We start from the raw sequence: 25,166 nt of genomic DNA, 5'->3' as shown, positions 1-25,166 counted from the left end.
CCCTGTCCACCGCAGAGGGCGGCCAGTTCGCTACGGTCTGTGGCGTGATCGTGTTGCTGCCGCCCTCGGAAACCAAACGTGAAGGCGGAGATCACACTCCTCTGCGCCTGGATGAACTGGCGACACCGTCACTGAATCCACTACGCGAGGTACTCGTCGACGAGCTCGTCGACCTCGCCGCCAACCCTCAGGCATGCCGGAAGGCGCTAGGCATCTCGGCATCACAAGACGCCGAGATCCAACGCAATGCCGAGCTGCGCTCCTCCCCCACCATGCCTGCACTGCACCGGTACACCGGCGTGCTGTACGACGCCCTGAACGTCACATCGCTGCGCGGCGCCTCCGCGACTCGTGCACGCGAGCGACTCGCTGTCGGCTCGGCACTGTTCGGACTGCTCCGTGCCGATGATCCGGTCCCCGCCTACCGGCTGTCTGCCTCGTCCAAACTGCCCGGTAAGCCGTCATTGTCCGCACGCTGGAAGCCCGTTCTGGAACCCGTGTTGGCCGAGCTGGCCGCGAACGAACTGATCGTCGATCTACGTTCGGGTTCATATGCCGGTTTGGGGCGACTACCGCACGCGGTGACTGTTGATTGCCTCACCGAGCATCCTGATGGGCGCCGCACGGTCATCACCCATTTCAACAAGGCACACAAGGGAAAGCTGGCGCGCATCCTCGCCGGAAGCAGAGCCGAACCCAGTGATGCCGCCGCCGTGGCCACCGTCGCCCGTCGTGCGGGACTTCATATCGAACGCGACGGCAACGCGCTGACGATCATCGTCAGTCAGTAGACCCGGAGTGTGACTTTCCCTCGGAGGTGTGCGTCTTTCCTTCGGAGGAATGCGAATTCCCTTCCGATGACGATGCGCCCTTACCGGTCGACGACTTCTCCGTCGACGACTTTTCTGTCGATGGCTTCTCAGCAGGCTTATCGGTCGCGGCGCCCGCGGAGGATGTCGATCCTTCGCGAACCTTGGTCACCGTAGACGCAGCGGGCGCCTTGCTGTCTGTCTCGGCGCCCTTGGACCCCTCGGTCGTCTTGGTGCCGCCAGTGGTGCCCGTTTCACCGGGTGTCGACTTCAGGCTGTCGCGGACGACCTTCACCGGGCTGGCGGTTTCAGGCTTGGCCGGTTCCGGCTTGGTCTCCGCCTTGACCGGTTCGGGCTTGGTCTCCGGCTTGACCGCAACGGGCTTGGCAGGCTCGGGCTTCGTTGATGCTGCCGCCGCCGGATCGGCCTTGGGCTCAACGACCTTCGTCGGGTCGACAGCCTTTGTCGGGTCAACCTTGGGCTCAACGACCTTCGTCGGCTCGACAGCCTTCGTGGGGTCGACGACCTTCGTCGGATCAACCTTGGGCTCAACAGCCTTCGTCGGATCTGCCTTCGTCGCGTCCACCGGAGTATCAGCGGGCTTGGCCTCATGCTCGGTTTTGGGCGCCTCTGCGGGCGTATCGCCAGGCTTGGCCACGTGCTCCGTGTGCTCGGTATTGGGAGTTTTCGCATCGACGTCGCGCTTGGTGGTCTCTGACTTCTCGGACGCGGTTTCCGGCTTGGTGACAGCCTGATCGACCTGCTTCGAGGATGTCTCCGGTGTGGTCCCGGGGTCGGTCCCAGGTAGCGATATCTTCGGCACCTGTCCCAGCAGGCTCGACAAGTCATTGAGCGCCGCGGCAATGACCGACGGCACACCCTCGGTCGTACCGATGATCGCCTGTACCGGCACCGTGATCGGCAGCGCCAGCACATGCAGTACCGCGAACGCCAGCTGCGCAAAGTAAGACGGCGTGCCGAACGCCGGGCGCGGGCCCGGGAAGTTGGTCGGCAAGGGCTCCGGTTCCGGAGCCGGCTCCTCAGCGGCGGGCGCTTCGGCCGCCGCCTTCGGCAACAGCGAGGAGGCCTCTGCGACCTTCTGCTGTGCTTGCGCCGCCGCCGGTTGCTGTGGTGAGAACCCTGGTATCTGGCCCAGCAGGCCCGACAAGTCGTTGAGCGCCGCGGCTATCACCGTCGGCACACCCTCGGCGCTGCCCAGGAAGAACTGCACAGGCACCGTGATTGGCAAGGCCACAACGTGGAACACCGCAAAGGCCAACTGCGCAAAGTAGGACGGGGTGCCAAACGCAGGCCAATGCGTCCCTGGGAAGTTGGTCGGCGGCGCCGGCTCGTCGGCCGCGGGCGGATCTGTGGGCTGCTCGACGGGCGGATCTACCGGCTGCTCTACCGGCGGGTCGACGGCGGCCGCGGTGATCCCCGGAGCCGAACCGGTCGACGCGGCTTGTGATGCCGTGAGGAGTTTGGCGACTGTCCCAATAAGATCGCTGCCACTCGGTACCCCGGTGGCCGCCGGATTTGATTGCGCCCCAGCATCATTCTGCGGAGCAGCCACCGCCAGCAGATCAGAGAACGATGTAAGAGAAACTGCCCGATTCGTCACGGAACGTGTTGTGGCCGTAGCCGTTAGGGAAGGGACCGGCCGCACGGTGCGCGCGTCCACGCCTGTCCCGACACACAGACTGCACACCGCAGCAACCGCAGCAGTTCGAATAGCTACATACACTGGATGACACTCCCCTACGACCGACCCGACCAGAACTGTCTCCGACAAGGGCAAACTACTACCTCTGCGGGCAACCGACAACACGAAGGACTCGGCGGCGCCTCAACCGTCGGCGCCGGTCCTGACCGGCTGATTCGCCAACGCGAGCATTTCGTCATCGGTAAACAGCCGTGAGCGGATGAGAAACCGTACCCCTTCGGGCGCCTCCAGCGAAAATCCTGACCCGCGCCCGGGTACCACATCCACCGTCAGATGTGTATGCGACCAGTACTCGAACTGGTCGGCGCTCATCCAGAACGGGGTATCTCCGCTAACCTCGCCGAGCAGCACATCCGACGCACCCACACGAAATTCCCCGCGCAAGTAACACATCGGCGCACTGCCGTCACAGCAGCCACCGGACTGGTGAAACATCACAGGTCCGTGCGTGTTCACCAGCGAAGCCAACAGCTCGGCCGCCGCCGGAGTGAGCTCGACGCGGTTGATCAGGGCTGGACTTCCTTCGCGTAACCGCCCATCAGAAGAACCCTGCGGCGTCGGGCGAGTAGCTCACCAAAAGGTTCTTGGTCTGCTGGTAGTGATCGAGCATCATCTTGTGGTTCTCACGCCCGATACCGGATTTCTTGTAGCCGCCGAACGCGGCGTGCGCCGGGTACTGGTGGTAGCAGTTTGTCCACACCCGCCCCGCCTTGATACCGCGCCCCAGCCGGTAGGCGTTGGTCATATCGCGCGACCACACCCCGGCACCCAGGCCGTACAGCGTGTCGTTGGCAATCTTCAGCGCCTCGTCCAGCGAGTCAAACTTCGCCACAGACAGCACCGGGCCGAAAATCTCCTCCTGGAAGATGCGCATGCTGTTGGTACCGGCGAACACGGTCGGCTGAATGTAGGCACCGTCCGGGTACTCCGAGACCTTCCGGGCGTCGCCACCGGTGAGCACCTGAGCGCCCTCTTGTCGTCCGATATCGATGTAAGACAAGATCTTTTCGTACTGGTCATTACTAGCCTGAGCACCGATCATGGTGTCTTCGTCGAGCGGATCGCCGCCCACGATGGCCTCCACACGGGTGATCGCACGCGCGATGAATTCGTCGTAGATGGAGGAATGCACCAGCGCCCTCGAGGGACATGTGCACACCTCGCCCTGATTGAGCGCGAACATGGTGAAGCCTTCGAGTGCCTTGTCCAGGAAGGCATCGTCAGCGGCCATCACGTCGGGCATGAAGATGTTGGGGCTCTTTCCACCCAGCTCCAGAGTGACGGGAATGATGTTCTCGGTCGCGTACTGCATGATGAGGCGCCCGGTGGTGGTCTCGCCGGTGAACGCGATCTTGGCGATGCGCGGACTCGACGCCAGCGGCTTACCGGCCTCGACACCAAATCCATTGACCACGTTGACGATCCCCGGCGGGAGCAGGTCTGCGATCAACTCCATCAACACCAGGATCGAGACGGGCGTCTGCTCGGCGGGCTTGAGCACGACGCAGTTGCCCGCCGCTAGCGCCGGTGCCAGCTTCCAGATCGCCATCAGCAGCGGGAAATTCCACGGGATGATCTGGCCGACCACACCGAGTGGCTCGTGGAAGTGATAGGCGACGGTGTCATGGTCGATCTCGGAGATCGATCCCTCCTGGGCGCGCAGCACCCCGGCGAAGTACCGGAAGTGATCGATGGCCAGCGGGATATCGGCGTTGAGGCTTTCACGTATTGGCTTGCCGTTGTCCCAGGTCTCGGCGACCGCCAGCTTCTCGATGTTCTGTTCCATCCGGTCGGCGACCCGCAGCAGGGTGTTCGACCGATCGGCCGGTGAGGTCTTGCCCCAGGCTTCAGCCGCGGCATGGGCGGCATCCAGGGCCTTCTCGATATCGGGCGCGGTGCTGCGGGCAACCTGGGTGAACACCTTGCCGTCGATCGGCGAGGAATTGTCGAAGTAGCGCCCATCGGATGGGGCCACCCACTCCCCGCCGATGAAGTTGTCATACCGGGGCGCGAAAGTTACTGCGCTGCCCTCGGTTCCGGGTGCTGCGTGCTTCATTGCCTGCTCCTGTCGGTCTAACATCCGAGCCCTGTGACGTACGTTACACCCAGGTCAGGAGTCTGGCCGGTGGCTGTCAGCCCCGCGGCCACAGCACCAGCTGGGTGCACCTGAAGACGGCCAAAGTGCGCCCGTCATCGGACGTCACCGTTGCGTCCCACAGCTGGGTGGATCGGCCGCGATGAACCGGGACAGCGGTTCCGGTGAGCTTTCCGTCCCGAGCGCTGCCAAGGAAGTTTGTCTTCAGCTCGATGGTGGTAAATCCCGTCGCCCCCTCCGGTAGGACGCCAGGCATCCATATCCGCACAAGGTGTCAGCGAGTCCCACCACGGCCGCGGCGTGAACGAACCCGTTCGGTGCGAACAGCTCCCCGCGGAGCGGAAGCTCGGCGGTAACCCGACCGTCCTGAAACGACACGGACTCGATGCCCAGGTAACCGGGAAACTGATCCCTGGGAAGGCGTTCGCTTGTCATCTGGCTTCCTGTCTACGTCTCAGCGGGCAACGTAAGTTCACGATGCTCGAGCCCACATACCTTTAGCATGGGTAAGTTATGTCAGCCGAATCCCTGCAGCAGTCTCCTGAGTCCGAAACCGTCGATCAGGAAGCCGCGAGCTCCATGATCAGCGTGCAGCGCCGCAACCTCATTTTCGTCGCGGTCCTGCTGGGGATGCTGCTGGCCGCGCTGGACGGCACCATTGTCGCCACCGCCCTGCCCACCGTCGTCGCCGATCTCGGAGATGCCGGGCACCAGTCGTGGGTGGTCACCAGCTACCTACTGGCCTCCACCGTGGCCACGGCCGTCATGGGTAAGTTCGGTGACCTCTTCGGACGGCGTGCAGTCTTCATGAGCTGCATCGTCATCTTCGCGGCCGGATCGCTGCTCTGCGGTATGGCCGGATCCATGGCCATGTTGGTCGGTGCACGCGCGATCCAGGGTCTCGGCTCCGGTGGCCTCATGGTGACGGCGACTGCCCTCATCGGCGAGATCATCCCCATGCGTGAGCGCGGCCGCTATCAGGGCATGCTGGGCGCGGTCTTCGGGGTGACGACCGTGATCGGCCCGCTGTTGGGCGGTCTGTTCACCGATCATCTGGGCTGGCGCTGGGCGTTCTACATCAATCTGCCCATCTCGGTCGTGGTGATCGTGGTCGCGGCCGGAGCCATCCCGGCACTGGCCAAGGCCACACGCCCCGTCATCGACTACCGGGGCATTGTGCTCATCGGGCTGGGCGCCTCGGCACTGACGCTGGCGACCAGCTGGGGCGGCACCACCTACCCCTGGTCGTCTCCGACGATTATCGGGTTGTTTGTCGGCTCGGCCGCAGCCATAGCCCTGTTCGTCTGGGTGGAATCCCGCGTGTCCGAACCGATTCTGCCTCCACGGCTGTTCCGCGACCCGGTCTTCACGATCTGCTGCGTGCTGAGCTTCGTCGTCGGCTTCGCCATGCTCGGGGTGATGACCTACCTGCCGACGTTCATGCAGTTCGTCAACGGTGTCTCGGCCACCGTCTCCGGCCTGCGCACCTTGCCCATGGTGGCGGGCATGCTCATCACCTCCACCGGAACCGGCATCCTGGTGGGGCGCACCGGCAAGTACAAACGCTATCCCGTCGCCGGCACCGCCACCATGGCCATCGCGCTGGTGTTGCTGTCCAGGATGGACAATTCGACACCGTTCATCCTGCAGTCGCTATACCTGCTCATCCTGGGCGTAGGCATCGGCGCCTCGATGCAGGTACTCACCCTGATCGTCCAGAACACGGCCCGATTCGACGATCTGGGCGTCGCGACGTCCGGCGTGACGTTCTTCCGCACCATCGGCAGTTCCTTCGGCGCAGCGATATTCGGGTCGCTGTTCTCCAATTTCCTTACGCGGGAAATCAGCTCGGTGAAGGTGCCACCCGAGGCCACTCAGTCACCACAGGCACTGCACGCACTGCCGCATGACGCCGCGATACCCGTCATCAACGCCTACGCCGACTCATTGGACCTTGTGTTCCTTTGTGCCACACCGGTTGCCGTCATCGGATTCGTCGTCGCACTGTTCCTCAAGGAGGTCCCGCTGCGCGGCACCGACTCGGCCCTTGCCGCGGATATGGGCGAAGGCTTCGGCATGCCCAATTCGATCTCACCGGACAAACTGTTGGAGATCGCGATCAGCAATGCGATGCGCGGATTCCCGCATATCGGTCTGCGCAAGCTGCGCGAGCACGCGGATGTGTCGATGCCCATCGCTCCACTGTGGGCCCTGGTGCAGGCCAACCGCTTTCTGCGCGCCACCGGGTCTGCCGAGGTATCCCGAATCGCGCAGTGGTACCGGATACCGCCGGAGGTCATCGACCCCGCCTTCAATGAACTCGTCGAGAATGGTTACGCCCTGCGCACCAATGACCACGTCTGGCTCACCGACCCGGGGCGACAGGAAGTCGACAAAATCAGCGAGGCAATCAACCAGTACTTGGTCGAACGACTTTCCCGCACACCTGATTTCGAAGATCGCGCAGACCGGGAGCAGATTCAGGCTGCACTGGAACGCATTTCACGGCGAATCGTTACCGATACCGACTGGCGCGAGAACCCTATCTCTGCGCTGCCTGGGGCAGCACCAGCGCGGTGAGCAGCGCCTCGATCCCGGGACGCGGCTTGAAGTCCGGCACCGGGTTGGCAAGCTGCTGGTAGATGATGCCGGTGAGATAGTCCTGGAAAATTTCCGCATGCAGCTCGGGGGTTGTCGGGTTCACTTTGCGCATGAGCTGCAGGGTGCGAGGAATCTGCGCATCCCGACCCCGCTGCAGCGGCTCTCTGAGATCAGGATGGCTCCAACCTTCCATGAGAAGTGCCATGTACGCCCGCACCCGGGTGCTCATCACTCCGACGGCACCGTTGGCGTATGCGGTACCGATACCCACCAGGTCGGCCACCGTAGTCGGGCTGATCTCGGTGACAAGCGCCCGCCAGAAGGCCCGACGAAGTTTTTCGATCTCGATAATGACACCCAATAACAGCGCATCACGCGTACGGAAATGATTCGACGTAGTCCCGCTCGGCACATTAGCCGCCGCATCTACCGAGCGATACGTAAGACCGCCAACACCCACGGTGCCCGCCACCTCAATGGCGGCCGCGATCACCTCTGCCCGCCGACCCCTTGGTTGCTCCTCCACCATTTCGAGGGTAGTACGCAATAACGGCGATATATGCACCGGCTCTAGTCTGGAAGACATGCGCTTCTCGATATGGGGACAAACCAATCAATCCTGGGCAGATCTGCTGGATATCGCGCAATACGCCGACAACGGATCCTGGCGCGCCTTCTATGCGGCCGACCACTTCATGTCACACGCGGACACCGCCGCGCAGCGCACCGACTTCCACGAGGCCACCGCGATCTTTGCGGCGCTCGCCGCGGCCACCTCGCGAATCCGGCTCGCGCCCCTAGTGCTGTCGATGACCTTCCGGCATCCGGCAGTCCTTGCCAACTGGGCAGCCACCGTCGACCACGTAAGCCAGGGGCGCTTCACACTCGGGCTGGGCGCCGGCTGGCAGGAAAACGAGCACCAGCGCTACGGGCTCGAACTTGGCAAGCCCGGACCACGTGTCGACCGGTTTTCCGAAGGGCTGCAGGTGATTACCGGCCTGCTCAACGAGCAAGCCACCACAGTGGCCGGCGAGTACTACCAGCTGGCGGAGGGCATCTGCGAACCCAAACCGCTACAGCGGCCGTTGCCCATCCTGATCGGCGCCACCCAGCCACGCATGCTTGCCCTGACCGCGCGGTATGCCCACGAATGGAATCAGTGGTCCTCGCCCGGCACCTTCCACGAGATCTCGGGCCGACTCGACGCCGCAGCCGAGAAGATTGGCCGCGATCCTGCGACGATCTGGCGCTCCACGCAGGCCCGCATTATCGTCACCGACGACCCGCAGTCCGAGGCCCGAGCTGCGGAAACCGCTGCGGCATCACCGATTCCAGTGTTGCACGGCACCGCGGAACGCATCGCGGAGCAGATCGCACCGTGGGCCCAGGAGGGGGTGGACGAAGTCATCCTGCCGGATCACCTACTCGGCACCGGCTCGGCTCGCCGAGACGCCTATGACGCACTGGCGCAGGCCCTTCGGCCGCTAGCGGACTAGCTCGTACGGCTGGGCAGGGGTTAGTTGCCCCAGCCGCGCTGGCCGTCCCAGCCACCGCAGACGCCGTTGTAGCAGCCGTGGCCGTAGCCACCCTGTCCGGGATTCCACCCGCCGCACACGCCGTTGTAGCAGCCACCGCCGCCACCCGCGTCGCCGCTGCCCGAGCCACCGGGATCGGCAAGAACGACCTGGTTGGACGTGGTTGTCGGCACCCCGGCGGCCATCACGGCGGCGGGCGCAGCAGCGATCAGCACCGCGCCGGCACCTGCGGCGAGCACCCTTCCGATGATCTTCCGTGTGATTGACATATATCCATATTGCTCCTTATTCCGGAGCCTGCCAACCACCGACACGAACTCGATACTCGTCCAATCACAAACGGTCGCTTTTGTTTTCGCAGGTAGGACGCGGAAAACGCAGTTACGACGCGGATGCAAAAACTTGAACGAACTTCGACAGCGAGGCGTCGATGTCACTGCGCAGCGCGGCCGCGACCACCGCGCCGATCGGACCGAACATCGCAGGCCCACCCAAGTGCAGGGTGAAGTCCACGACCGACCCCGGCCCCTTCGGTGTGATCGTCAACCGGAGCTTGACCTTCACACCGCCCCTGCCCTGCCCTTCCAGGAACAAACCCGTCGGAGGGTCGTACTTCTGAAGGGTCCATTTGACCCGGTTGTACATGCCCTTCACGCACACGATCGAGTCGATCACCGTGCCTTTTTCCAGGATCTCGGGCAACGCGCTGCGCCACGCGGTGTGAACGCTCAGCCACTCATCGAAACGCCGCAAATCCGAGGCATGCTCCCAGGCCTCCTGGGGAGGGAGAGGCACATCGATCGAGGAATTCAGTTTGGCTGCCACGTCGGCAAACGATACCGGAGCGACACCGACAGGCGGCTAGCAGTTACTCGGGGCCGGGATCCCGGCAAACCGGTCCGCGATCCACTGCACCCCCAGTCGTTCCCCTTCGGGGTCCACATGCCCCTTACCTGGCGCGATGATCTCCTGGACCGTGTCGCCCAGCGCGCAGGCCCGTCGCACCGCCGCGTGGATCCAGCGTGCGTCGATGAGCCGGTCGGCTTCACCGGCATATACGAACATCGGCCCGGACGCCGGACCCAGCGGTAGCGCGATCCGCTGCAGCGCACCAGCGAAGATCGCCGGGTCCTGTGCGGTGGTGCCGTGAAAATCGTTGGCGCGCAATCTACCTATGGCCGCAGCCCGAGCGGGATCCAGCCCGTTGTGACACCCCAGCAGCAGCGCCTTGTCACGCGGGTTGTCCTGGAAGGACCCGTGCAGAAAGTTCTCCGGCCTCAGCTCTGGAACGGTGACCGACAGCCCCGTCAGCAGGGTGGGCATCATCGAGAGCTGACTCCAGTCGTATCGGCCGTCGCCGACGTGGGTCGCCATAGCGGTGAGATCGGCGGCCGGGGACAGATTGGCCGCGCCCACGAACTCCAGTTCAGGGGCGTAATCGCCCGCTATCTCGGCGGCCGCCCACGTTGCCTGGCCGCCCTGGGAAGCGCCGATGGCCGCCCAGGTCGTCGCAGCCCCGGGGATCAGCGACACCGCCGCGCGCGCCGCATCGATCACGTTGAAGCCCTCGGACCGGGGTTCCAGATACGGATGCGGGCCCGGAACGCCCAGCCCCTCGTAATCCGTGATGGCCACCACCCAGCCGCGCTTGGTGAGGTTGCGCACCAGCCAGATATAGCCGCGCAAATCGGGAGCACGAGAAACGGCACACTCGTCGTCTAGCCCCGTGGTGCCGTGCCCCACCGATACGATGGGCCAACCCTGTTGTGGTGGTTGACCTTTCGGAGCGAAGATGACCCCGGAAACCTCGGTGGGTGTGCCGGTCGCACCCGAGGTCGACATGTATCGGATCAGATGACCGTCGGCATGGGCATCAAGATCCGGGGCCAGCGACAGCGGCGTATCCGAGAGCACCTCACCCGGCGACGGCGAAGGAGGCGGAGGTGCGACACCTTCCGCCTCCACCCGCGCACAGGCCGCCGTGAACAGCACCAGCGCCGCAAGCAACGGCGCCAGTCGGTTACTGAGCGTCGCCGGCCTTCGGGGACTCGGAACCTTCCACCTTCTCGACGGCACCCTTGGCGGCGTCCTGCACCTTGTCCACCACGGAGCTGTACTTGCCACCGGTCTTGGAATCGATCGCGTCGCCGACCTTGTCGACGGCCTGGTTCACCTTGTCCTTGTTACCCGCCAACAGGCTCTTCAGCTTGTCGATGAGGCCCTTGAAATCAGCCATGAGCGTGTTCTCCTTCGTCTGGGACGGCGCAACTGTAGTACGAGATAGCGGCGTATGTTGGGTCGAGTGACGGACCCTGTGAAAATCACATTGACCGGCGCTCCGGAGACAATGCTGGCCACCCTGTACGGCCGCGCGCAGGACGCGACATCCCCCAATTCGGTTCTTCATGACCACTACGCCGCGGACGCCGTCGCACGCATCGACTACGACTTCTCCAAAACCAAGATCAAAGGCACCCAGGCGATCGGAGTAGCGCTACGCGCCCGTCAGCTCGATGTCTGGACCTCGGAGTTTCTCACCGTGCACCGGGAGTCGACGGTGCTGCATCTGGCCTGCGGGCTGGACACCCGCGTCTTCCGGATCAATCCGCCCGACACGGTGCGCTGGGTCGATGTCGACTACCCCGAGGTAATCGCGCTCCGGCGTGCATTGCTCCCCGAGCGCGCCGGTGACTACCGGATGATCGACAGCTCGGTCACCGATGAATCGTGGCTGGAAAGCATCCCGGCCGACCGGCCCACGCTCGCGGTGTTCGAGGGTTTGACCATGTATCTCACGCAGGCCGAGGGACAGTCCCTGATACGGCGGATCACCGGCCGATTTCCCAGCGGACAACTGGCCTTCGACTGCTACGGCAGCATCGGGATCACGCTGCAAAAGCTGGTGCCCGCGGTGCGCAACGCCGGTGCCACCCTGCACTGGGGTATCGACGACCCCGGCCAGATCGAAGCGCTGCACCCCGGGCTGCGCTGCGTCGACGACTTGCGCAGCACCGACGTGGCAGGTGAGGAGCACCTGCCACTGTCGGGCCGCATCCAGATGAAGGTCATATCCCACATCCCCGCCCTGCGCGATATCGGCAGGATCATGCGGTTCAGTTTCTAGGCGAGGTCACGACGGTGCGTTGAAAACGACCATGGCCTTGCCCTCGGCTACCGACTCCAGGGTCCGCAGCCTCAGCAGCTCCGGGTTCTCCCGCAGCAGCTTGGCCGTGTTGGCCATAGAGCGCAGCACCGCTGCGTCGGAGCGGGCCCGTTCGAGCTGAGCCTTACCTGCTTCTCGCGCCAGTAGCGGCTCAGCCAGTGCCTTGCGCACCTCACCGGACAGCATGATGTCCTTGACGACGAACCACGTCACCGTCACACCGAGCTCCTCTACTTCGGCCGAGAGTCTCGCGACAGCGTCGGCACCCAAGAACTGACCGCGCCGGGCCAGCAGCTCATCAAGAGTCAGCGCCGCGACGGCGTCACGCACCTGCAGCTGGGTGCGCAGGTAGATATTCCAGTGCACCGAACCGCCCTCGGCAGTTGCGAAAACGCGCGGATTGGACACCGTGTAGATAACCGCCGCCGATACCTTCACAGTGAAACCATCAACGGTCAGCACATCTTGGCCAGCAACTTGAACCGACTGCGCCCGCATGTCCACAGTGACCAAAGTGTCGGTACGCTGGCGAGTGAAATGAACACCTGGCGCCAGCACCGCCTCGAATACACCTTCGCGGTACAGCACACCGCGCTGCCATTCCATGATCGTGACCTTTTGCCCGAAAATCTCGTCCAACATACTCATTCTTTGTTCACCTCTCTTACATATCTTTTTCGTAATTCAGTTGCGGAGGAACGGCTTCCGGACTACATCGCGAGCCAGCGGGAGGAGTCGCCACAGCGCTCCCCGCAGGACCGATCCGCGAACCGTACGGCGCGCATCCCGGAAGCCGTCCCGTGAGGGACTCGAACCCACTAGCCTGAAGAGGGCGTGCCACCAAGGCGAAGGCCCAACACGCGATACACCGACCGGCGATGCCGGGGCGCCGCTTGATCTCCGCGTGAGCAAAGATAGCGAACCGCGCCTGTTGCGCGCATCCGATTTACTTCAGTCGTCTTCGGTGGCCCAGAAATGGCGTGGCTGGCCGGACCACTTACCCTGCAGCCACCACAACACCTCAATCACCGCGGCGGCCGCGATGCCGATGCCCAGCGCAGGTCCGGTGACTGCCAGATTGCTCGGATCGAGCATGAATGTCTTTCGCGCCAACGGAATCGCGAAGATCACGGCATAGCCCAGGCCGGAGCATGTCACCAGTGCCACCCGCCACCACCGATAAGGACGAGCCACCACCGCGAGCACCCACACCGCCGCCACGAGTTCGGTGATCAGAGCGGCGGTCGACGCCTGCGTGCTGTTACCGGTGACGTGCAAAATGTGACGAGCCAACAGGTAGGACAGGAACGTCGCGACGCCCACCGTCAAGCCCGACGGAATGGCGGACATCATTACCCGGCGTACGAATCCTGCCTGTGCGCGTTCGTTATTCGGTGCCAGCGACAGGATGAATGCCGGGATCCCGATGGTGAACCAGGCCGCGATCGTGACGTGGATCGGCTGGAACGGGAACGGCACCGCGCCGTAGTGGAAGATCTTCGAACCCAGCCCCGCGAGCCCCACTGTCAGCGCCAGCAGCACCGAGTACACCGTCTTGGTGAGGAACAGGTTCGACACTCGTTCGATGTTTCCGATGACGCGCCGCCCCTCGGCAACCACGTAGGGCAGGGTGGCGAACTTGTTGTCCAACAAGACAATCTGAGCCACCGCGCGTGAGGCCGAGCTACCGGCACCCATCGCGACACCGATATCGGCATCCTTGAGCGCGAGTACGTCGTTGACGCCGTCACCGGTCATCGCGACGGTATGGCCGCGCGATTGCAGGGCCTTGACCATCGCCCGCTTCTGGTCGGGTCGTACCCGTCCGAAGGTGGTCGCCCCGGCGAGAGTGTCGGCCAGCTTGTCGGTATCGGTGGGCAGGGTGCGCGCATCCACAGCGGCGCCGGAGAGCCCCAGCGTCTGGGCCACCGCGCTCACCGACACCGCGTTGTCGCCGGAGATCACCTTGATCGAGACATGTTGGGAAGCAAAGTAATCAAGGGTGTCGCGGGCATCGGGGCGGATTTTCTGCTCCAACACCACCAGCGCACGCGAGGTGATGGCACCCGGCGCTCGAGCATCATCGACGGACAGTTCCGCCGAGGCGAGCAGCAGCACCCGCAGACCCCGGGAACCGATCTCCTCGGCGGTGGTGGCAATGGGGTCGGCCGGATCGAGCAGCACATCGGGCGCGCCGATCACCCAGTTGCCATGCTCGCCGTAGGAGGCGCCGCTCCACTTCTTGGCCGACGAAAAGGGGGCGATCGCAGTCGAATTCCAGCCCGGCGGGGAGTCGTACGCCTCGGCGATGGCGGCGATGCTCGCGTTGGGCCGCGGGTCGTCGGCCGCGAGTTGAGACAGCGCCGGCAGTGCGTCCTGGCGATCACAGTCGCCGTCCAGTTTCTTCACATCCGAGAGCAGCATGCCGTTCTCGGTGAGAGTGCCGGTCTTGTCGGCACATACCGTGTCTACGCGGGCCAGTCCCTCGATGGCGGGCAGCTCCTGCACCAGGCATTGGCGCCGTCCCAGTCGAACCACACCGACCGCGAAGGCAATTGACGTCATCAACACCAGGCCTTCGGGCACCATCGGGACCAGTGCGCCCACCATGCGAAGCACCGATTCCTGCCAGCTGTCGTCGGTGGTGAACAGCTGGGTGTAGATGACCAGCCCGCCCGCTGGCAGCAGCAGGTACGTGATGAACTGCAGGATCTTGTTGATGCCATTGCGCAGTTCGGAATGCACCAGGGTGAACTTGGAGGCCTCCTCGGCCAGCTTGGCCGCGTAGGCCTCGCGCCCCACCTTGGTGGCCCGGTACGCGCCACTGCCCGCGACCACGAAACTCCCCGAAAGCACCGGGGAGCCCACGGTCTTGTCGATGGGATCGGCCTCACCGGTCAGCAGCGACTCATCGACCTCGAGGGCGGCCTCCTCGATAACCTCGCCGTCCACCACGATCTGATCTCCGGGTCCCAGCTCGATGATGTCGTCGAGGACCACGTCGTTGGGCGCGAGAGCGGTCGCCGCTCCGTCGCGCCGGACCACCGGCCGGGCCTGGCCGACAATGGCGAGCTTGTCGAGCGTCTGCTTGGCGCGCAGTTCCTGAATGATGCCCACGGCGCTGTTCGCGATGATCAGCAGACCGAATGCCCCGTTGATGACCGAGCCCGTGGACAGCACGATGACCAGCAGCACGCCAAGGATCGCGTTGATTCGGGTGAAGACGTTGGCTCGCACGATGTCCGACACACTGCGTGCCGCGCGGGACGGGACGTCGTTGGTCTTCCCCTGCGCTACGCGCTCAGCGACCTCGGCGGCGGTCAATCCACCCGACGTCAACTCCTCGATCGTTGCCACCCCTGCACAGTAGCGACCGGCGATCGCCTGGCACGGCCGCCGAGTCCGAACACGGCGCGACTATTTGGCCCCATTGTCGTGGCGTGTTCGCCGCGAACACGGGTAATGTCAGGTGGTATGACATCAAACGAGCTGCCGGACTGGGATGCCTCATACCAAGGTAAGAGCGAGATCTTCCAGGGTGAACCGCCATGGAACATCGGCGAGCCGCAACCCGAGCTGGCCGCGCTGATCGAGGCCGGCAAGTTCCACGGCGACGTCCTCGACGTCGGATGCGGGCACGCCGAAACCTCGCTGCGGCTAGCCGCGCAGGGACATACCACCCTCGGCCTTGACCTGTCCCCGACCGCGATCGAGGCGGCGCGGGCCGCGGCCGCCGAACGCGGACTGACCAATGCCAGTTTCGAGGTCGCCGATATCACCGAGTTCTCCGGTTACGACGGGCGCTTCAACACCATCGTCGACAGCACGCTGTTCCACTCGATCCCCGTCGAGGCGCGCGAGGGCTACCAGCAGTCGATCTCTCGTGCGGCCGCTCCCGACGCGTCGTACTACGTGCTGGTCTTCGCCGTCGGCGCCTTTCCACCCGGGATCGGCCCCAACGCGGTCACCGAGGACGAGCTGCGTGCGGCGGTCGAGCCCTACTGGGTGATCGACGAGCTGCGTCCGGCGTTCATCCACTCGAACATCCCGGAAGTGCTGCCCGGCGCCAACTTCGAGATGCCTGCGTTCCACAAGGACGAGAAGGGCCGCAACAAGCAGCCCGCGTTCCTGCTCCAAGCACACAAGCGTTAGGAAAGACGCCACCAGCCGTCGGGGGCGGCGGGCCGCTGCGCGTCGGCCCGCTGCCCGGGCTTGGGCACCACGACAGTCACGCCCTGCTCGCCGGCGGCGGTAAGGACCCGTTCGATCGGCTCGTCCCAGGGATGCAGTGCCAGGTTGAACGTCGCCCAGTGAATGGGTAGCAGCGGCGCCTGAGTGGTCGCGAGATCCCGGTGAGTTTGGACGGCCTCTTCGGGATTCATGTGGATATCCGGCCATTGGGTGTTGTAGGCCCCGACTGGCAACAGGGTGAGATCAAAGGGCCCATAGGTGTCGCCAATGACCTTGAACGCCTTCGTATATCCGGTGTCGCCACCGAAGAACACCTTGTGCTTAGGTCCGGCGATGACCCAGGACGCCCACAGCGTGGTGTTGCGGGCAAGGGATCTGCCCGAAAAATGGCGGGCCTGCGTGCAGGTGAGCGTCAACTTTCCGAGCTGATGGCTCTGGTCCCAGTCGAGCTCAATGACCCGCGCCGGTGAGACACCCCAACCGCGCAGGTGCGCGCCGACCCCGAGTGGCACCACGAACACCGCGTTCTGGCTGCGGGTCAGCGCGATGATGGAGTCCATATCGAGATGGTCGTAGTGGTCGTGACTGATCACCACGGCGTCCAGGGCCGGCAATGCCGACAGCTCCAGGGGCACCGGGTGTTGACGGTGCGGCCCCACAGCACGGGAGGGCGAGCAGCGGTCGCTCCACACCGGGTCGGTGAGCACCCGATAGCCATCAACTTCCACGAGCACACTGGAATGCCCGAACCACGTAACCGTTAAATCCGCTGGTGGACCGGCAAGTTCGGGGACTACGAGGGGCACCTCCCCGTTGGGGCTCCCGGCGCCCTGTCGCGTCAGCAGTCCGCGTAACAGTGAGGTCGGATCCGCGTCGGGGACAAACTGCCGTGCCGGTTCGGCGTTGTGGAAGGAACCGTTCCGGTACTGCGGCGATCCCTCAGCAACCTCGGCGATGCGGACCTTGCTGGCGCCCAGCGTCCGTGGGACGTCACGCAGGGCGCGACCGATCCACGTCGACGCAAGAGCTGCGCCGGCGCCAACCCAGAGCGCCCGCATGCTCAGGCTCCCTGGAAGTTGGGAGGGCGCTTCTGGATCCGCGCGACCTGAGCCTCGATGATGTCTTGGCTACTCCAGGCCTTGTCGAACAACACCTTGTGTTCGGGCAGCTGATCCTCGAACGCACCGTCGTCATTGAGCACGCGCTTGGCGTGCTTGAGTGCCAACGGTGCGAACCCGGCCAGCTCGGCCGCCCAGGCCTGCGCGTCGGCAAGCTCTCCGATGCGGTTGGCCAGTCCGGTCTGGAAGGCAGCCTGCGCGTCGAGCGGCTCGGCCGCCAGCAGCATCCCGCGTGCGCGTCCGTACCCAACCAATGAGGAAAGTCGGCGGATACTCCAGTTGTCTAGGGCGATACCGTATTTGGCGACCGGGAATTGGAAACGCGCGGTCTCGGAGACCACCCGCAGATCGGCCACCATCGCCAGCATCACACCGGCACCGATGGCGGGGCCGTTGACGGCGGCGATGACCGGAATGTCGGCAGCGTCGATGCTCTTGATCGAGTGCTGCCAGGCATCGGCGAACTTGTCGGGATCAGGGGCACCGCTGGAAAGGTCGGCACCCGCGCAGAACGACGTGCCCTGCCCGGTGATGACGATGACGCGGGCCGTTTCGGCTGCCTTGCGAACCTCCTCGGCGAAGGCGAGCGCCAACTCGTAGGTCACCGCGTTGCGCCGTTCTGGGCGCTGCAGCTCAATGGTGGTGACGGGACCATCGCTAGTTACACCGATCATGGCGACCACCCTAATATGGCGCCCATGACTACCGTCGCCGTGATTGGTGGCGGGCAGGCCGGGATCGCGGCGGGATACTTCCTACGGCGGCGCGGCCTTGAGCCCGGCGACGGATTCGTCGTCCTCGATCACTCCCCCGGTCCGGGCGGGGCATGGCAATTCCGCTGGCCCACGTTGACCCTCGACAACACCAACCGCATCTATCAACTGCCGGGGCTGCCGTTCGACGAGACGGGCACCATCAGGGCGTCCACCGCCATGCCCCGGTACTTCGACGAGTACGAACATCGGTACGCCCTCGATGTCCATCGGCCCGTGCATGTGCGAGAGGTGCGGGCGGTGTCCGGAGGATTCTCGCTAGGGACATCCGCGGGCGAGTTCACCGTCCGCGGATTGATCAATGCGACGGGTACCTGGGACAAGCCGTTCGTCCCCTTCGTTCCGGGCTCAGCCACCTTCGAGGGCCGCCAGCTGCACACCCACGACTACCGCACACCGGAGGAATTCGCAGACAAGCACGTGCTGGTGATCGGCGGCGGGGTGTCCGCTGTGCAGTTACTGGCCGAGATATCGACGGTCACACGCACGTCGTGGGTGACCCGGCGCGAGCCGGTATTCGTCACTGATTTCACCGTCGATCGACTGCGCGCCGCGGTCGCCGGCGTCGACGAACGGTCGCGGCGCGGGGAACCACAACGCTCGGTGGTGTCCGCGACCGGACTGCCGTGGACGCCGGAGATCGCCGAGGCCTCACAACGCGGGGTACTGGCTCGCCAGCCCATGTTCAGCCGCATCACCCCGACCGGGGTCGCCTGGCCCGACGGCAGCTCACTGGATGTCGACGTGATCTTGTGGTGTACCGGGTTCCGGCACGCACTGGATCACCTGGCACCGCTGCGCCTGCGCAACGGTCGCGGCGGCATCACCATGACTGGCCGGCTGCTCACTCAAGTCGCGGGACAGCCCGCCGTCCATCTGCTGGGGTACGGATCCTCCGCCAGCACCATTGGCGCTAACCGGGCGTCGCGTGCCGCCGTCGTCGAGCTGTTGGATTACCTAGGCTTCCCCGCCCACAACCATCCCTAAAAGTGCCCGCCCAAACCATCCCTAAAAGGATGTGCTGCCCGAAGGCTGCAGCACGAAGCCGTGCTTCTGATCGCCCATGCTCACCTGGCAGGCGGTCAGGCTGCCCGCACCGACGGCACACGTGACGTTGCCGTAGGTGAGTTTCTTCCCGACATCGAGTACAGGCGCCTCGGGCTTGGTGCCACAGGACCAGGCACCCTTGCTGATCTCGAACGCGCCATCGCCCTTCTGCGCGACGGTACCCATCGGGCAGGTCCCCACGCCCGGGATGTTCACGCCGCCCAGCCCCGGCACATTCGCGCTCGCGCCGCCGACACCCGGCACATTCGGCGCGCTCTGTGCATCCCCGGGAATCCCGGGGACGGCACCGTCGCAGCTCAGGCGTTGACGTGAGGTGGGCGTGATGTTGGCCGAGGCGCGGAACATACAACCGATTCCATCGGGGGTGGAGAAATGGATCGACCGCACCGAGGAGTTCTCGTTGGTGACGAAGTAACCGTCGGGCGCCACCGCGGCGAACCCGTTCAGATCGGGGAATGCGGGATCGGCGTGAGCGAGCGCCGCACCCTCGGAAAGCAGCCCCAGACCCAGCACGGCGCACACGCCAGCAACGTAGGAAACCAGCTTTACAGGTACTGTTTTTGACATGCGCAAGCCTTCGGTATGGGACGCCGGATTATCAGCTTTCATGATACTGGCGACTCACGGGACAGCACCGGTGTCGGCAGATGGAAGGTTTTGAGCGTTGCATCGGGCAAGATGGCAGACATGCCTGATGGACTTCGCGCAAGCGGCTCATCACAAGACGCCGGGCACGCCTCCCCGCGCGTATTAGTGGTCGACGACGACGCCGATGTGCTCGCCTCGCTGGAGCGTGGCCTGCGTCTCTCCGGTTTCGAGGTGAACACCGCCAGCGACGGCGCCGAAGCGCTGCGCTGCGCCACCGAGCATCGCCCGGACGCCATCGTGCTGGATATCAACATGCCCGTGCTCGACGGTGTCAGCGTGGTGACAGCGCTGCGTGCGATGGACAACGACGTACCGGTGTGTGTGCTGTCCGCCCGCACCTCGGTGGACGACCGGGTCGCGGGCCTTGAGGCGGGCGCGGACGACTACCTGACCAAGCCGTTCGTACTCGCCGAGCTGGTGGCCCGGGTGAAAGCGCTACTACGCCGCCGCGGCTCGGTGGCCACTTCGTCCACCGAGACCATCGCCGTCGGCCCCCTTGAGGTCGAGATCCCCGGTCGGCGTGCCCGCATCAACGGTATCGAGGTCGACCTCACCAAACGCGAGTTTGATCTGCTGGCCGTTCTGGCCGAACACAAGACCGCGGTGCTGTCCCGCGCCCAGCTGCTGGAGCTGGTGTGGGGATACGACTTCGCCGCCGATACCAACGTCGTCGACGTGTTCATCGGCTACCTGCGCCGCAAGCTGGAGACCAATGGCGCGCCTCGCCTGCTGCATACCGTGCGCGGCGTCGGGTTCGTGCTGCGGTCCCAGTAGCCAGGATGAGCCGCTTGCACGAAGACCAACAAACCTGCATGACCGCTCCCAGCAAGCACCGCAGCCAACGGATCACCGATCTGGCCTACCGACTGCTGGAAAGGCCCATGCGGGTCTTCTCACTGCGCACCCTGGTCGCCATCGCCGCGCTGGGCGTGATGGTGCTCGTCGTGACGCTCGGCACCTGGGTGTGGCTGGGTGTCGAGGATGACCAGAACAGCCAGCTGGATCGTCGGCTGGACTCGGTGTCCAGCCTCGGTGCCGTCTCGAGTCTGCTGAATTCGGTGATCAGTTCGGAGGGGAAGATCGACACCCCCGACGGCCTGGTGCTCACCGCCCGTGTGGCCGGACTGACCAAGTCCATCCCCAGCGACGTGGAACTACCACTCCTGGATCCGGGGTATGCGAACACCACGATCAACGGCGTCGAATACCGGGTCCGGTCGTTCATCGCCCCCGGCAATATCCCCGTCGCGGTCGGCGCCCCGATCGCCGAGACACAGCGGCAGATCGACCGCTACCACATACGCATCCTCGCGATCTGTAGCGGCGTGCTGATCGGGACCGTGATCGTGGGCTGGGTGATATCCCTCATCGTGGTAAGCCCCTTCCGGCTGCTGGCGCAGCAGGCCCGTCTGATCAACGCGCAATCCAACCCCGACGACGTGAACGTGCGCGGTGTACGCGAGGCCGTCGAGATCTCCGAGGCCGTCGAGGGAATGCTCGAACGCATCAACAACGAGCAGGCAAAGACCAAAGCCGCCCTCGAAACCGCGCGTGACTTCTCCGCGGTGGCCTCCCATGAACTGCGCACCCCGCTCACCGCGATGCGGACCAACCTCGAGGTGCTCACCACACTCAACCTCAGCGAGGACCAGCGTGCCGAGATCCTCGAGGAAACCGTTCGCACCCAAACCCGCATCGAGGCAACGCTTTCCGCGCTCGAGAGACTCGCCCAGGGCGACCTGACCACCGAGGATGACCACGTACCGGTCGATATCACCGAGCTACTGGACCGCGCCGCGCACGACGCCGACCGCAGCTATCCGAATGTCGAGGTGTCCCTGGTTCCCTCGTCGACCATCTTGATGTTGGGGCTGCCCGCGGGGCTGCGACTGGTGATCGACAACGCGATCAAGAACGCGGTCCGGCACGGCGGCGCGTCGGAGGTTCGACTCTCCGCGATCAGCACGGTGCATGGTGTGGAAATCGCGATTGACGACAACGGCACCGGCATCCCCGAGGCCGAGCGGGAGGTCGTCTTCGAACGGTTCTCACGCGGCTCCACCGCATCGCACACCGGCTCCGGACTGGGCCTGGCGCTGGTCGCTCAGCAGGCCGAACTCCATGGCGGCACAGCCGCTTTGGAGTCCAGCCCGCTGGGAGGCGCAAGACTGGTGCTGCGCCTCCCCGGGCATTAGCCCTAGCGCGTGCCGAGCAGGTCGATCACGAACACCAGCGTCTTGCCCGACAGCTGGTGCCCGGCGCCCGCCTCGCCGTAAGCCTGCGCCGGCGGCACGGTGAGCTGACGACGTCCGCCGACCTTCATGCCGGGAATGCCGTCCTGCCATCCCTGGATGAGCGCGCCGAGCGGGAACTCGATGGACTCGCCACGGTTCCACGAGCTGTCGAACTCCTCACCACTCTCGAATTCGACTCCGAGGTAATGAACGTTGACGACAGATCCGGGCGCGGCCTCGGCGCCGTCACCGACGGTGATGTCCTTGACGACCAGTTCGGTGGGTGCTGGACCTGGCTGAAAATCAATCTCGGGTTTCGTCATGCCAGCAGCGTATCGTCCCGCCTCCGGTGGGCGGCCAGGCTGCTCACCGCGCGTTCCACCTTGCCGTCCATACCGCGACTCTCTTGCGCGACGGACGATGTCATGGTGGCGGTCAGCCGTACCCGGTCGGCGCGGAACAGGTCATAGCTGTACTCGAACGGCCGGCCGTCCGTATGACGGGTTACCCGGGTGATGGCCAACAAGGGCCTGCGATGAGGCACGTCAAGCCATTCGGCCTCACGCGGATTTGCACTCACCACTTCGATCGTCTCGGTCGACGAGTCCGCGATCAATCCGTAGCGCAGCCGGCACAGGTCGTAGAGGGACCCACCGAGCGGTTGTTCCAGCAAGTCCGGCACCAGCTCGGCGGCAAAACACGCGCTGTCGACCGAGAGCGGCACCCCGTCGGCGTAGCGAAGCCGCCGCACATCGAAAACCTCTGCCCCGTCCTCGATTTCAAGCGCAGATCGCTCAACCGGGGTGGCCGCCCTGCGGGACGTGCCGAGCACCCGGGTATCGCTCGTGTGGCCGCCGATGTGCAGTCTGGTGGGCAGGCCGACAAGTTCAGCGACATTGCGCTGCACCACATCGGCCCGTACGAAGGTGCCACCGCCGCGGCCGGTGTGACGCTCCAGGATGCCCGCTCGACTCAACGGCACCAGCGCGCTGCGTACGGTAGCGCGCGACACCGCGAACCGCTCCGCCATCTCACGCTCGGAGCCCAACCGCGAGCCCGGGTGCAGCGTGCCCTGCGCGAGCATCGACAGAATTCGGCGCCGCACGTCCTCGGCTACCGGGCCGCCCTCCGACTCCTCCATCTGCTCAGTATCGCCGCAAACGCACCTACGGATTAACCGCATCCGGCGATTCGGGCAACACCTGTCCCCCGTCGATCACGATGGCCTGGCCGGTGATGTATGCGGCCTCATCACTGGCCAGGAAAGCCGCCAGGTGCCCGATATCGGCGGGGCTGCCCAACTTCCCCAGGGGAATCGAGCGCGCCATCCCGGCGATATATTCCTCGCCCATATCCACCAAGCCCTCGGTGAGGATGTTGCCGGGCAATATCGCGTTCACCGTCACCCCCCGCGGCGCCAGTTCGATCGCTGCGGTGCGCATGAAACCCAACTGTGCGGCCTTGGACGCACCGTAGTGCGACCAGCCCGGATATCCGGTGACGGGCCCGGTGATGGACGAGGTGAGAACCACGCGACCGCGACCCGAAGCGGTCAATGCCTCCAAACAGGCCTGCACGGAGTACACGGTGCCCTTCACGTTGATATCGAGCACCTCGGAGAGCTGCTCGGGCGTCATGCTGTCCAAGCGAGCCTCCGGGAAGATTCCCGCATTGGCGCACAGCACATCCAGTCCGCCGAACGCGTCGACAACGGTCCGCGCGGCATCCGCACACGACGCGGGGTCGGCCACATCCAGCCGGACACCGATGACATTGCCAACACCGAGCTCATCCAATTCTGCTGCTAACGAGGCGGTTTCGTCCAATGATCGGGCGGCGACCGCAACGTTGGCGCCGGCCCGCGCGAACACCGCGGCGATACCACGGCCAATGCCCTTGCTGGCGCCGGTCACCAGCACCGACTTGGCAGACAGATCGAACATCACACGTCCTCTCTTGTTGCTCTACGACCGAAAACTTCCTCCCGCAACCATGTTCGGTCGCCGAGGTATCGCTCTGCGAGACGGGCGGTACGCGTCCCGAATCCGTCGCTGACTCTGATCGCCGCATCGGCATCGGCATGCGATGCGATCCAGGCGGTGAGCATGACCCGGCGCAACATCACGAAAACCGGGATCATGGCGAGATGTTCGTCGGAGAGCCGGCGCACTCGTTGGTATCCATCGAGCCACTCCGCAACCGCTACCTCGGCCTCCGCAGTGTCTTCCACCCACGAGACCAGAGCCCCAAGGTCGGCCATGAACCAGGACCATCCGCAGTCGTCGAAGTCGATGACCGTGATGTCAGACCCCGGCTGTGCCGGGTCCACCATGAGGTTGGACAGCCTCATGTCGGCATGTATTAGGCCGAATCGATCTGGGGTGTAACCGTATTCGGTAAGCCTTCGGACAAGGTCCCGCACGGCGGCCTCGACGGCAGTGCGGTCGCGGTCGATCATGCCGGGAGCCCGACGCCAGTCACCCCAGCGTGCCCGCGGACCGAACATTGAGTCCAGATCCCAACGGAACCGCGTGAATTCCTGCGGCACGCGCCAGCGTTGAGCATGGTCGTGCATGTGTGCGGTCAATTGGCCGAGCTTCGCGTACCCGACCACGCCGGGCGCCTCCTCCGCGGTACAGCCCGGGACGAACCCCATGGCATCGACATGCAGCGTGACGTCGGCGACGCCGACGGCGATCACGTCCGATCCATCCAGCGCTTCCACAAGTTGTGGTGTGACGACAGCGGTCTCTGCGCGCAACGCCCGCATCCAGGCCAGCTCCGAACGGATGGCAGGCAGCCCGTGGTACCCGGGACGGTGCACCCGCAGCACGATCGGTCGCTGATCGTCCACCAGGTACGTGGCGTTCTCGGACAGGCTTAGCAGCCGCAACGGGGTGTCCGGATCGCGGCCGTACCCGGGAAGGGCGGCTCGCGCGAACTCGCTGTGATTCGACGGTAATCCCGGCATGGGTCGAGTGTGCACCACAAGAGGCCATCAAGCGGACCAAATCGGACCAATTAACTCCGATGCAGTGCGATGGACTCAAGTCGAAACATCACCGAAACCAATCCGGACGATTTCCCTGATTTCCTTTTAACCTGGGCACTAAGCCAGGTATAAATAACCGCGTCGCACCAGAACAGCACCGTTGATCTGACAGCCAGGCTTCGCCTGATCGCGGAGAACCGGTCAAAACCAGACCAA

Annotated in this window: 25 protein-coding genes and 1 pseudogene; 8 read left to right on the top strand and 18 right to left on the bottom strand. The window is 64.6% G+C overall.

Features of this window, described 5'->3' with window-relative positions; all coding sequences use genetic code 11:
• Window positions 1-44 precede the first annotated feature (44 nt).
• Complete coding sequence (yaaA, locus tag DSM43276_RS04035; protein WP_078330772.1) at window positions 45-791, top strand: peroxide stress protein YaaA; 747 nt, start codon at window positions 45-47, stop codon at window positions 789-791.
• Here the strand turns inward: yaaA and DSM43276_RS04030 are convergent.
• The 4 genes and pseudogenes from DSM43276_RS04030 to DSM43276_RS23745 all read right to left on the bottom strand — a co-directional run bounded on the left by DSM43276_RS04030 (window position 781) and on the right by DSM43276_RS23745 (window position 5,062).
• Entirely contained in the window at window positions 781-2,553 is a 1,773-nt protein-coding gene (locus DSM43276_RS04030; protein ID WP_078330757.1) for a hypothetical protein, read from the bottom strand. The genes yaaA and DSM43276_RS04030 overlap by 11 nt on opposite strands.
• Before the next feature lie 102 nt (window positions 2,554-2,655).
• Window positions 2,656-3,042, bottom strand: coding sequence for a DUF779 domain-containing protein (locus tag DSM43276_RS04025; protein WP_078330756.1), 387 nt, complete (start codon window positions 3,040-3,042; stop codon window positions 2,656-2,658).
• 28 nt (window positions 3,043-3,070) lie between these two features.
• Window positions 3,071-4,588 carry an aldehyde dehydrogenase gene (gene adh / locus DSM43276_RS04020; RefSeq protein ID WP_078330755.1) on the bottom strand — a complete coding sequence of 506 codons (1,518 nt, stop codon included), beginning with the start codon at window positions 4,586-4,588 and terminating at the stop codon, window positions 3,071-3,073.
• A 76-nt stretch (window positions 4,589-4,664) separates the two neighbouring features.
• Window positions 4,665-5,062 (bottom strand): annotated as a pseudogene (locus DSM43276_RS23745) (PaaI family thioesterase).
• A gap of 144 nt (window positions 5,063-5,206) precedes the next feature.
• On the opposite strand from DSM43276_RS23745, the gene DSM43276_RS04010 reads away from it, so the two are divergent.
• Window positions 5,207-7,207, top strand: a complete 2,001-nt coding sequence (locus DSM43276_RS04010) for an MDR family MFS transporter (protein WP_078330771.1) — start codon at window positions 5,207-5,209, stop codon at window positions 7,205-7,207.
• Here the strand turns inward: DSM43276_RS04010 and DSM43276_RS04005 are convergent.
• A complete protein-coding gene (locus tag DSM43276_RS04005) occupies window positions 7,170-7,721 on the bottom strand; it encodes a TetR/AcrR family transcriptional regulator (RefSeq protein ID WP_078330754.1) in 552 nt (183 codons plus the stop codon). The two genes, DSM43276_RS04010 and DSM43276_RS04005, sit on opposite strands and share 38 nt — an antisense overlap.
• A gap of 91 nt (window positions 7,722-7,812) precedes the next feature.
• On the opposite strand from DSM43276_RS04005, the gene DSM43276_RS04000 reads away from it, so the two are divergent.
• Window positions 7,813-8,724, top strand: coding sequence for an LLM class flavin-dependent oxidoreductase (locus DSM43276_RS04000; RefSeq protein ID WP_078330753.1), 912 nt, complete (start codon window positions 7,813-7,815; stop codon window positions 8,722-8,724).
• Between the two features lie 20 nt (window positions 8,725-8,744).
• On the opposite strand, the gene DSM43276_RS03995 is transcribed toward DSM43276_RS04000, so the two are convergent.
• The 4 genes from DSM43276_RS03995 to DSM43276_RS03980 form a co-directional block, all read right to left on the bottom strand.
• A complete protein-coding gene (locus DSM43276_RS03995; protein ID WP_078330752.1) occupies window positions 8,745-9,032 on the bottom strand; it encodes a hypothetical protein in 288 nt (95 codons plus the stop codon).
• 112 nt (window positions 9,033-9,144) lie between these two features.
• Window positions 9,145-9,588 (bottom strand): type II toxin-antitoxin system Rv0910 family toxin, encoded by a 444-nt coding sequence (locus DSM43276_RS03990; protein WP_078304310.1) that lies wholly within the window; start codon window positions 9,586-9,588, stop codon window positions 9,145-9,147.
• A gap of 36 nt (window positions 9,589-9,624) precedes the next feature.
• Window positions 9,625-10,770, bottom strand: coding sequence for a lipase family protein (locus tag DSM43276_RS03985; protein WP_459543353.1), 1,146 nt, complete (start codon window positions 10,768-10,770; stop codon window positions 9,625-9,627).
• A 13-nt stretch (window positions 10,771-10,783) separates the two neighbouring features.
• Window positions 10,784-10,999: an antitoxin gene (locus DSM43276_RS03980; protein ID WP_078330751.1), complete on the bottom strand. Its 216-nt coding sequence runs from the start codon at window positions 10,997-10,999 to the stop codon at window positions 10,784-10,786.
• 54 nt (window positions 11,000-11,053) lie between these two features.
• Between DSM43276_RS03980 and DSM43276_RS03975 the strand changes: the two genes are divergently transcribed.
• Window positions 11,054-11,887, top strand: coding sequence for a class I SAM-dependent methyltransferase (locus tag DSM43276_RS03975; protein ID WP_078330750.1), 834 nt, complete (start codon window positions 11,054-11,056; stop codon window positions 11,885-11,887).
• Window positions 11,888-11,893: 6 nt separating this feature from the next.
• On the opposite strand, the gene DSM43276_RS03970 is transcribed toward DSM43276_RS03975, so the two are convergent.
• Together DSM43276_RS03970 and DSM43276_RS03965 are read right to left on the bottom strand one after the other, a co-directional pair.
• The gene (locus tag DSM43276_RS03970) at window positions 11,894-12,574 is read right to left on the bottom strand and encodes a slipin family protein (protein WP_078330749.1); all 681 of its coding nucleotides are present in this window, start codon (window positions 12,572-12,574) and stop codon (window positions 11,894-11,896) included.
• A 303-nt stretch (window positions 12,575-12,877) separates the two neighbouring features.
• A complete protein-coding gene (locus DSM43276_RS03965) occupies window positions 12,878-15,283 on the bottom strand; it encodes a cation-translocating P-type ATPase (RefSeq protein ID WP_078330748.1) in 2,406 nt (801 codons plus the stop codon).
• A 117-nt stretch (window positions 15,284-15,400) separates the two neighbouring features.
• Between DSM43276_RS03965 and DSM43276_RS03960 the strand changes: the two genes are divergently transcribed.
• Entirely contained in the window at window positions 15,401-16,078 is a 678-nt protein-coding gene (locus tag DSM43276_RS03960; RefSeq protein WP_078330769.1) for a class I SAM-dependent methyltransferase, read from the top strand.
• Here the strand turns inward: DSM43276_RS03960 and DSM43276_RS03955 are convergent.
• Both DSM43276_RS03955 and DSM43276_RS03950 read right to left on the bottom strand, forming a co-directional pair.
• Window positions 16,075-17,175, bottom strand: coding sequence for an MBL fold metallo-hydrolase (locus DSM43276_RS03955; protein ID WP_078330747.1), 1,101 nt, complete (start codon window positions 17,173-17,175; stop codon window positions 16,075-16,077). The two genes, DSM43276_RS03960 and DSM43276_RS03955, sit on opposite strands and share 4 nt — an antisense overlap.
• Window positions 17,176-17,177: 2 nt before the next feature.
• Entirely contained in the window at window positions 17,178-17,909 is a 732-nt protein-coding gene (locus DSM43276_RS03950; RefSeq protein ID WP_078324893.1) for an enoyl-CoA hydratase, read from the bottom strand.
• A 15-nt stretch (window positions 17,910-17,924) separates the two neighbouring features.
• On the opposite strand from DSM43276_RS03950, the gene DSM43276_RS03945 reads away from it, so the two are divergent.
• Entirely contained in the window at window positions 17,925-18,995 is a 1,071-nt protein-coding gene (locus DSM43276_RS03945) for an NAD(P)-binding domain-containing protein (RefSeq protein ID WP_078330746.1), read from the top strand.
• Window positions 18,996-19,016: 21 nt separating this feature from the next.
• On the opposite strand, the gene DSM43276_RS03940 is transcribed toward DSM43276_RS03945, so the two are convergent.
• A complete protein-coding gene (locus DSM43276_RS03940) occupies window positions 19,017-19,598 on the bottom strand; it encodes a hypothetical protein (protein WP_078330745.1) in 582 nt (193 codons plus the stop codon).
• Between the two features lie 165 nt (window positions 19,599-19,763).
• On the opposite strand from DSM43276_RS03940, the gene DSM43276_RS03935 reads away from it, so the two are divergent.
• Window positions 19,764-20,498, top strand: coding sequence for a response regulator transcription factor (locus DSM43276_RS03935; protein WP_078330768.1), 735 nt, complete (start codon window positions 19,764-19,766; stop codon window positions 20,496-20,498).
• Window positions 20,499-20,605: 107 nt separating this feature from the next.
• Window positions 20,606-21,919: a sensor histidine kinase gene (locus tag DSM43276_RS03930; protein ID WP_078330767.1), complete on the top strand. Its 1,314-nt coding sequence runs from the start codon at window positions 20,606-20,608 to the stop codon at window positions 21,917-21,919.
• Window positions 21,920-21,921: 2 nt separating this feature from the next.
• Here DSM43276_RS03930 and DSM43276_RS03925 read toward each other — a convergent pair whose 3' ends face one another.
• Genes DSM43276_RS03925 through DSM43276_RS03910 form a run of 4 tightly spaced genes read right to left on the bottom strand, consistent with a single transcriptional unit; the run spans window position 21,922 to window position 24,929 of the window.
• Complete coding sequence (locus DSM43276_RS03925; RefSeq protein WP_078324890.1) at window positions 21,922-22,281, bottom strand: FKBP-type peptidyl-prolyl cis-trans isomerase; 360 nt, start codon at window positions 22,279-22,281, stop codon at window positions 21,922-21,924.
• Window positions 22,278-23,099 (bottom strand): GntR family transcriptional regulator, encoded by an 822-nt coding sequence (locus DSM43276_RS03920; RefSeq protein WP_078330744.1) that lies wholly within the window; start codon window positions 23,097-23,099, stop codon window positions 22,278-22,280. Before DSM43276_RS03920 ends, DSM43276_RS03925 begins: the two co-directional genes overlap by 4 nt.
• Before the next feature lie 25 nt (window positions 23,100-23,124).
• Window positions 23,125-23,901, bottom strand: coding sequence for a 3-oxoacyl-ACP reductase FabG (fabG, locus tag DSM43276_RS03915; RefSeq protein WP_078330743.1), 777 nt, complete (start codon window positions 23,899-23,901; stop codon window positions 23,125-23,127).
• Window positions 23,901-24,929 carry a phosphotransferase enzyme family protein gene (locus DSM43276_RS03910; protein WP_078330742.1) on the bottom strand — a complete coding sequence of 343 codons (1,029 nt, stop codon included), beginning with the start codon at window positions 24,927-24,929 and terminating at the stop codon, window positions 23,901-23,903. The genes fabG and DSM43276_RS03910 overlap by 1 nt, the downstream gene beginning before the upstream one ends.
• Window positions 24,930-25,166 lie beyond the last annotated feature (237 nt).

Origin of the sequence: Mycobacteroides salmoniphilum (assembly GCF_004924335.1) — a bacterium.
Classification (GTDB): Bacteria; Actinomycetota; Actinomycetes; order Mycobacteriales; family Mycobacteriaceae; genus Mycobacterium; species Mycobacterium salmoniphilum.
The sequence above is the reverse complement of the archived record's forward strand: the minus strand, read 5'-3'. Positions and strand labels throughout refer to the sequence as shown.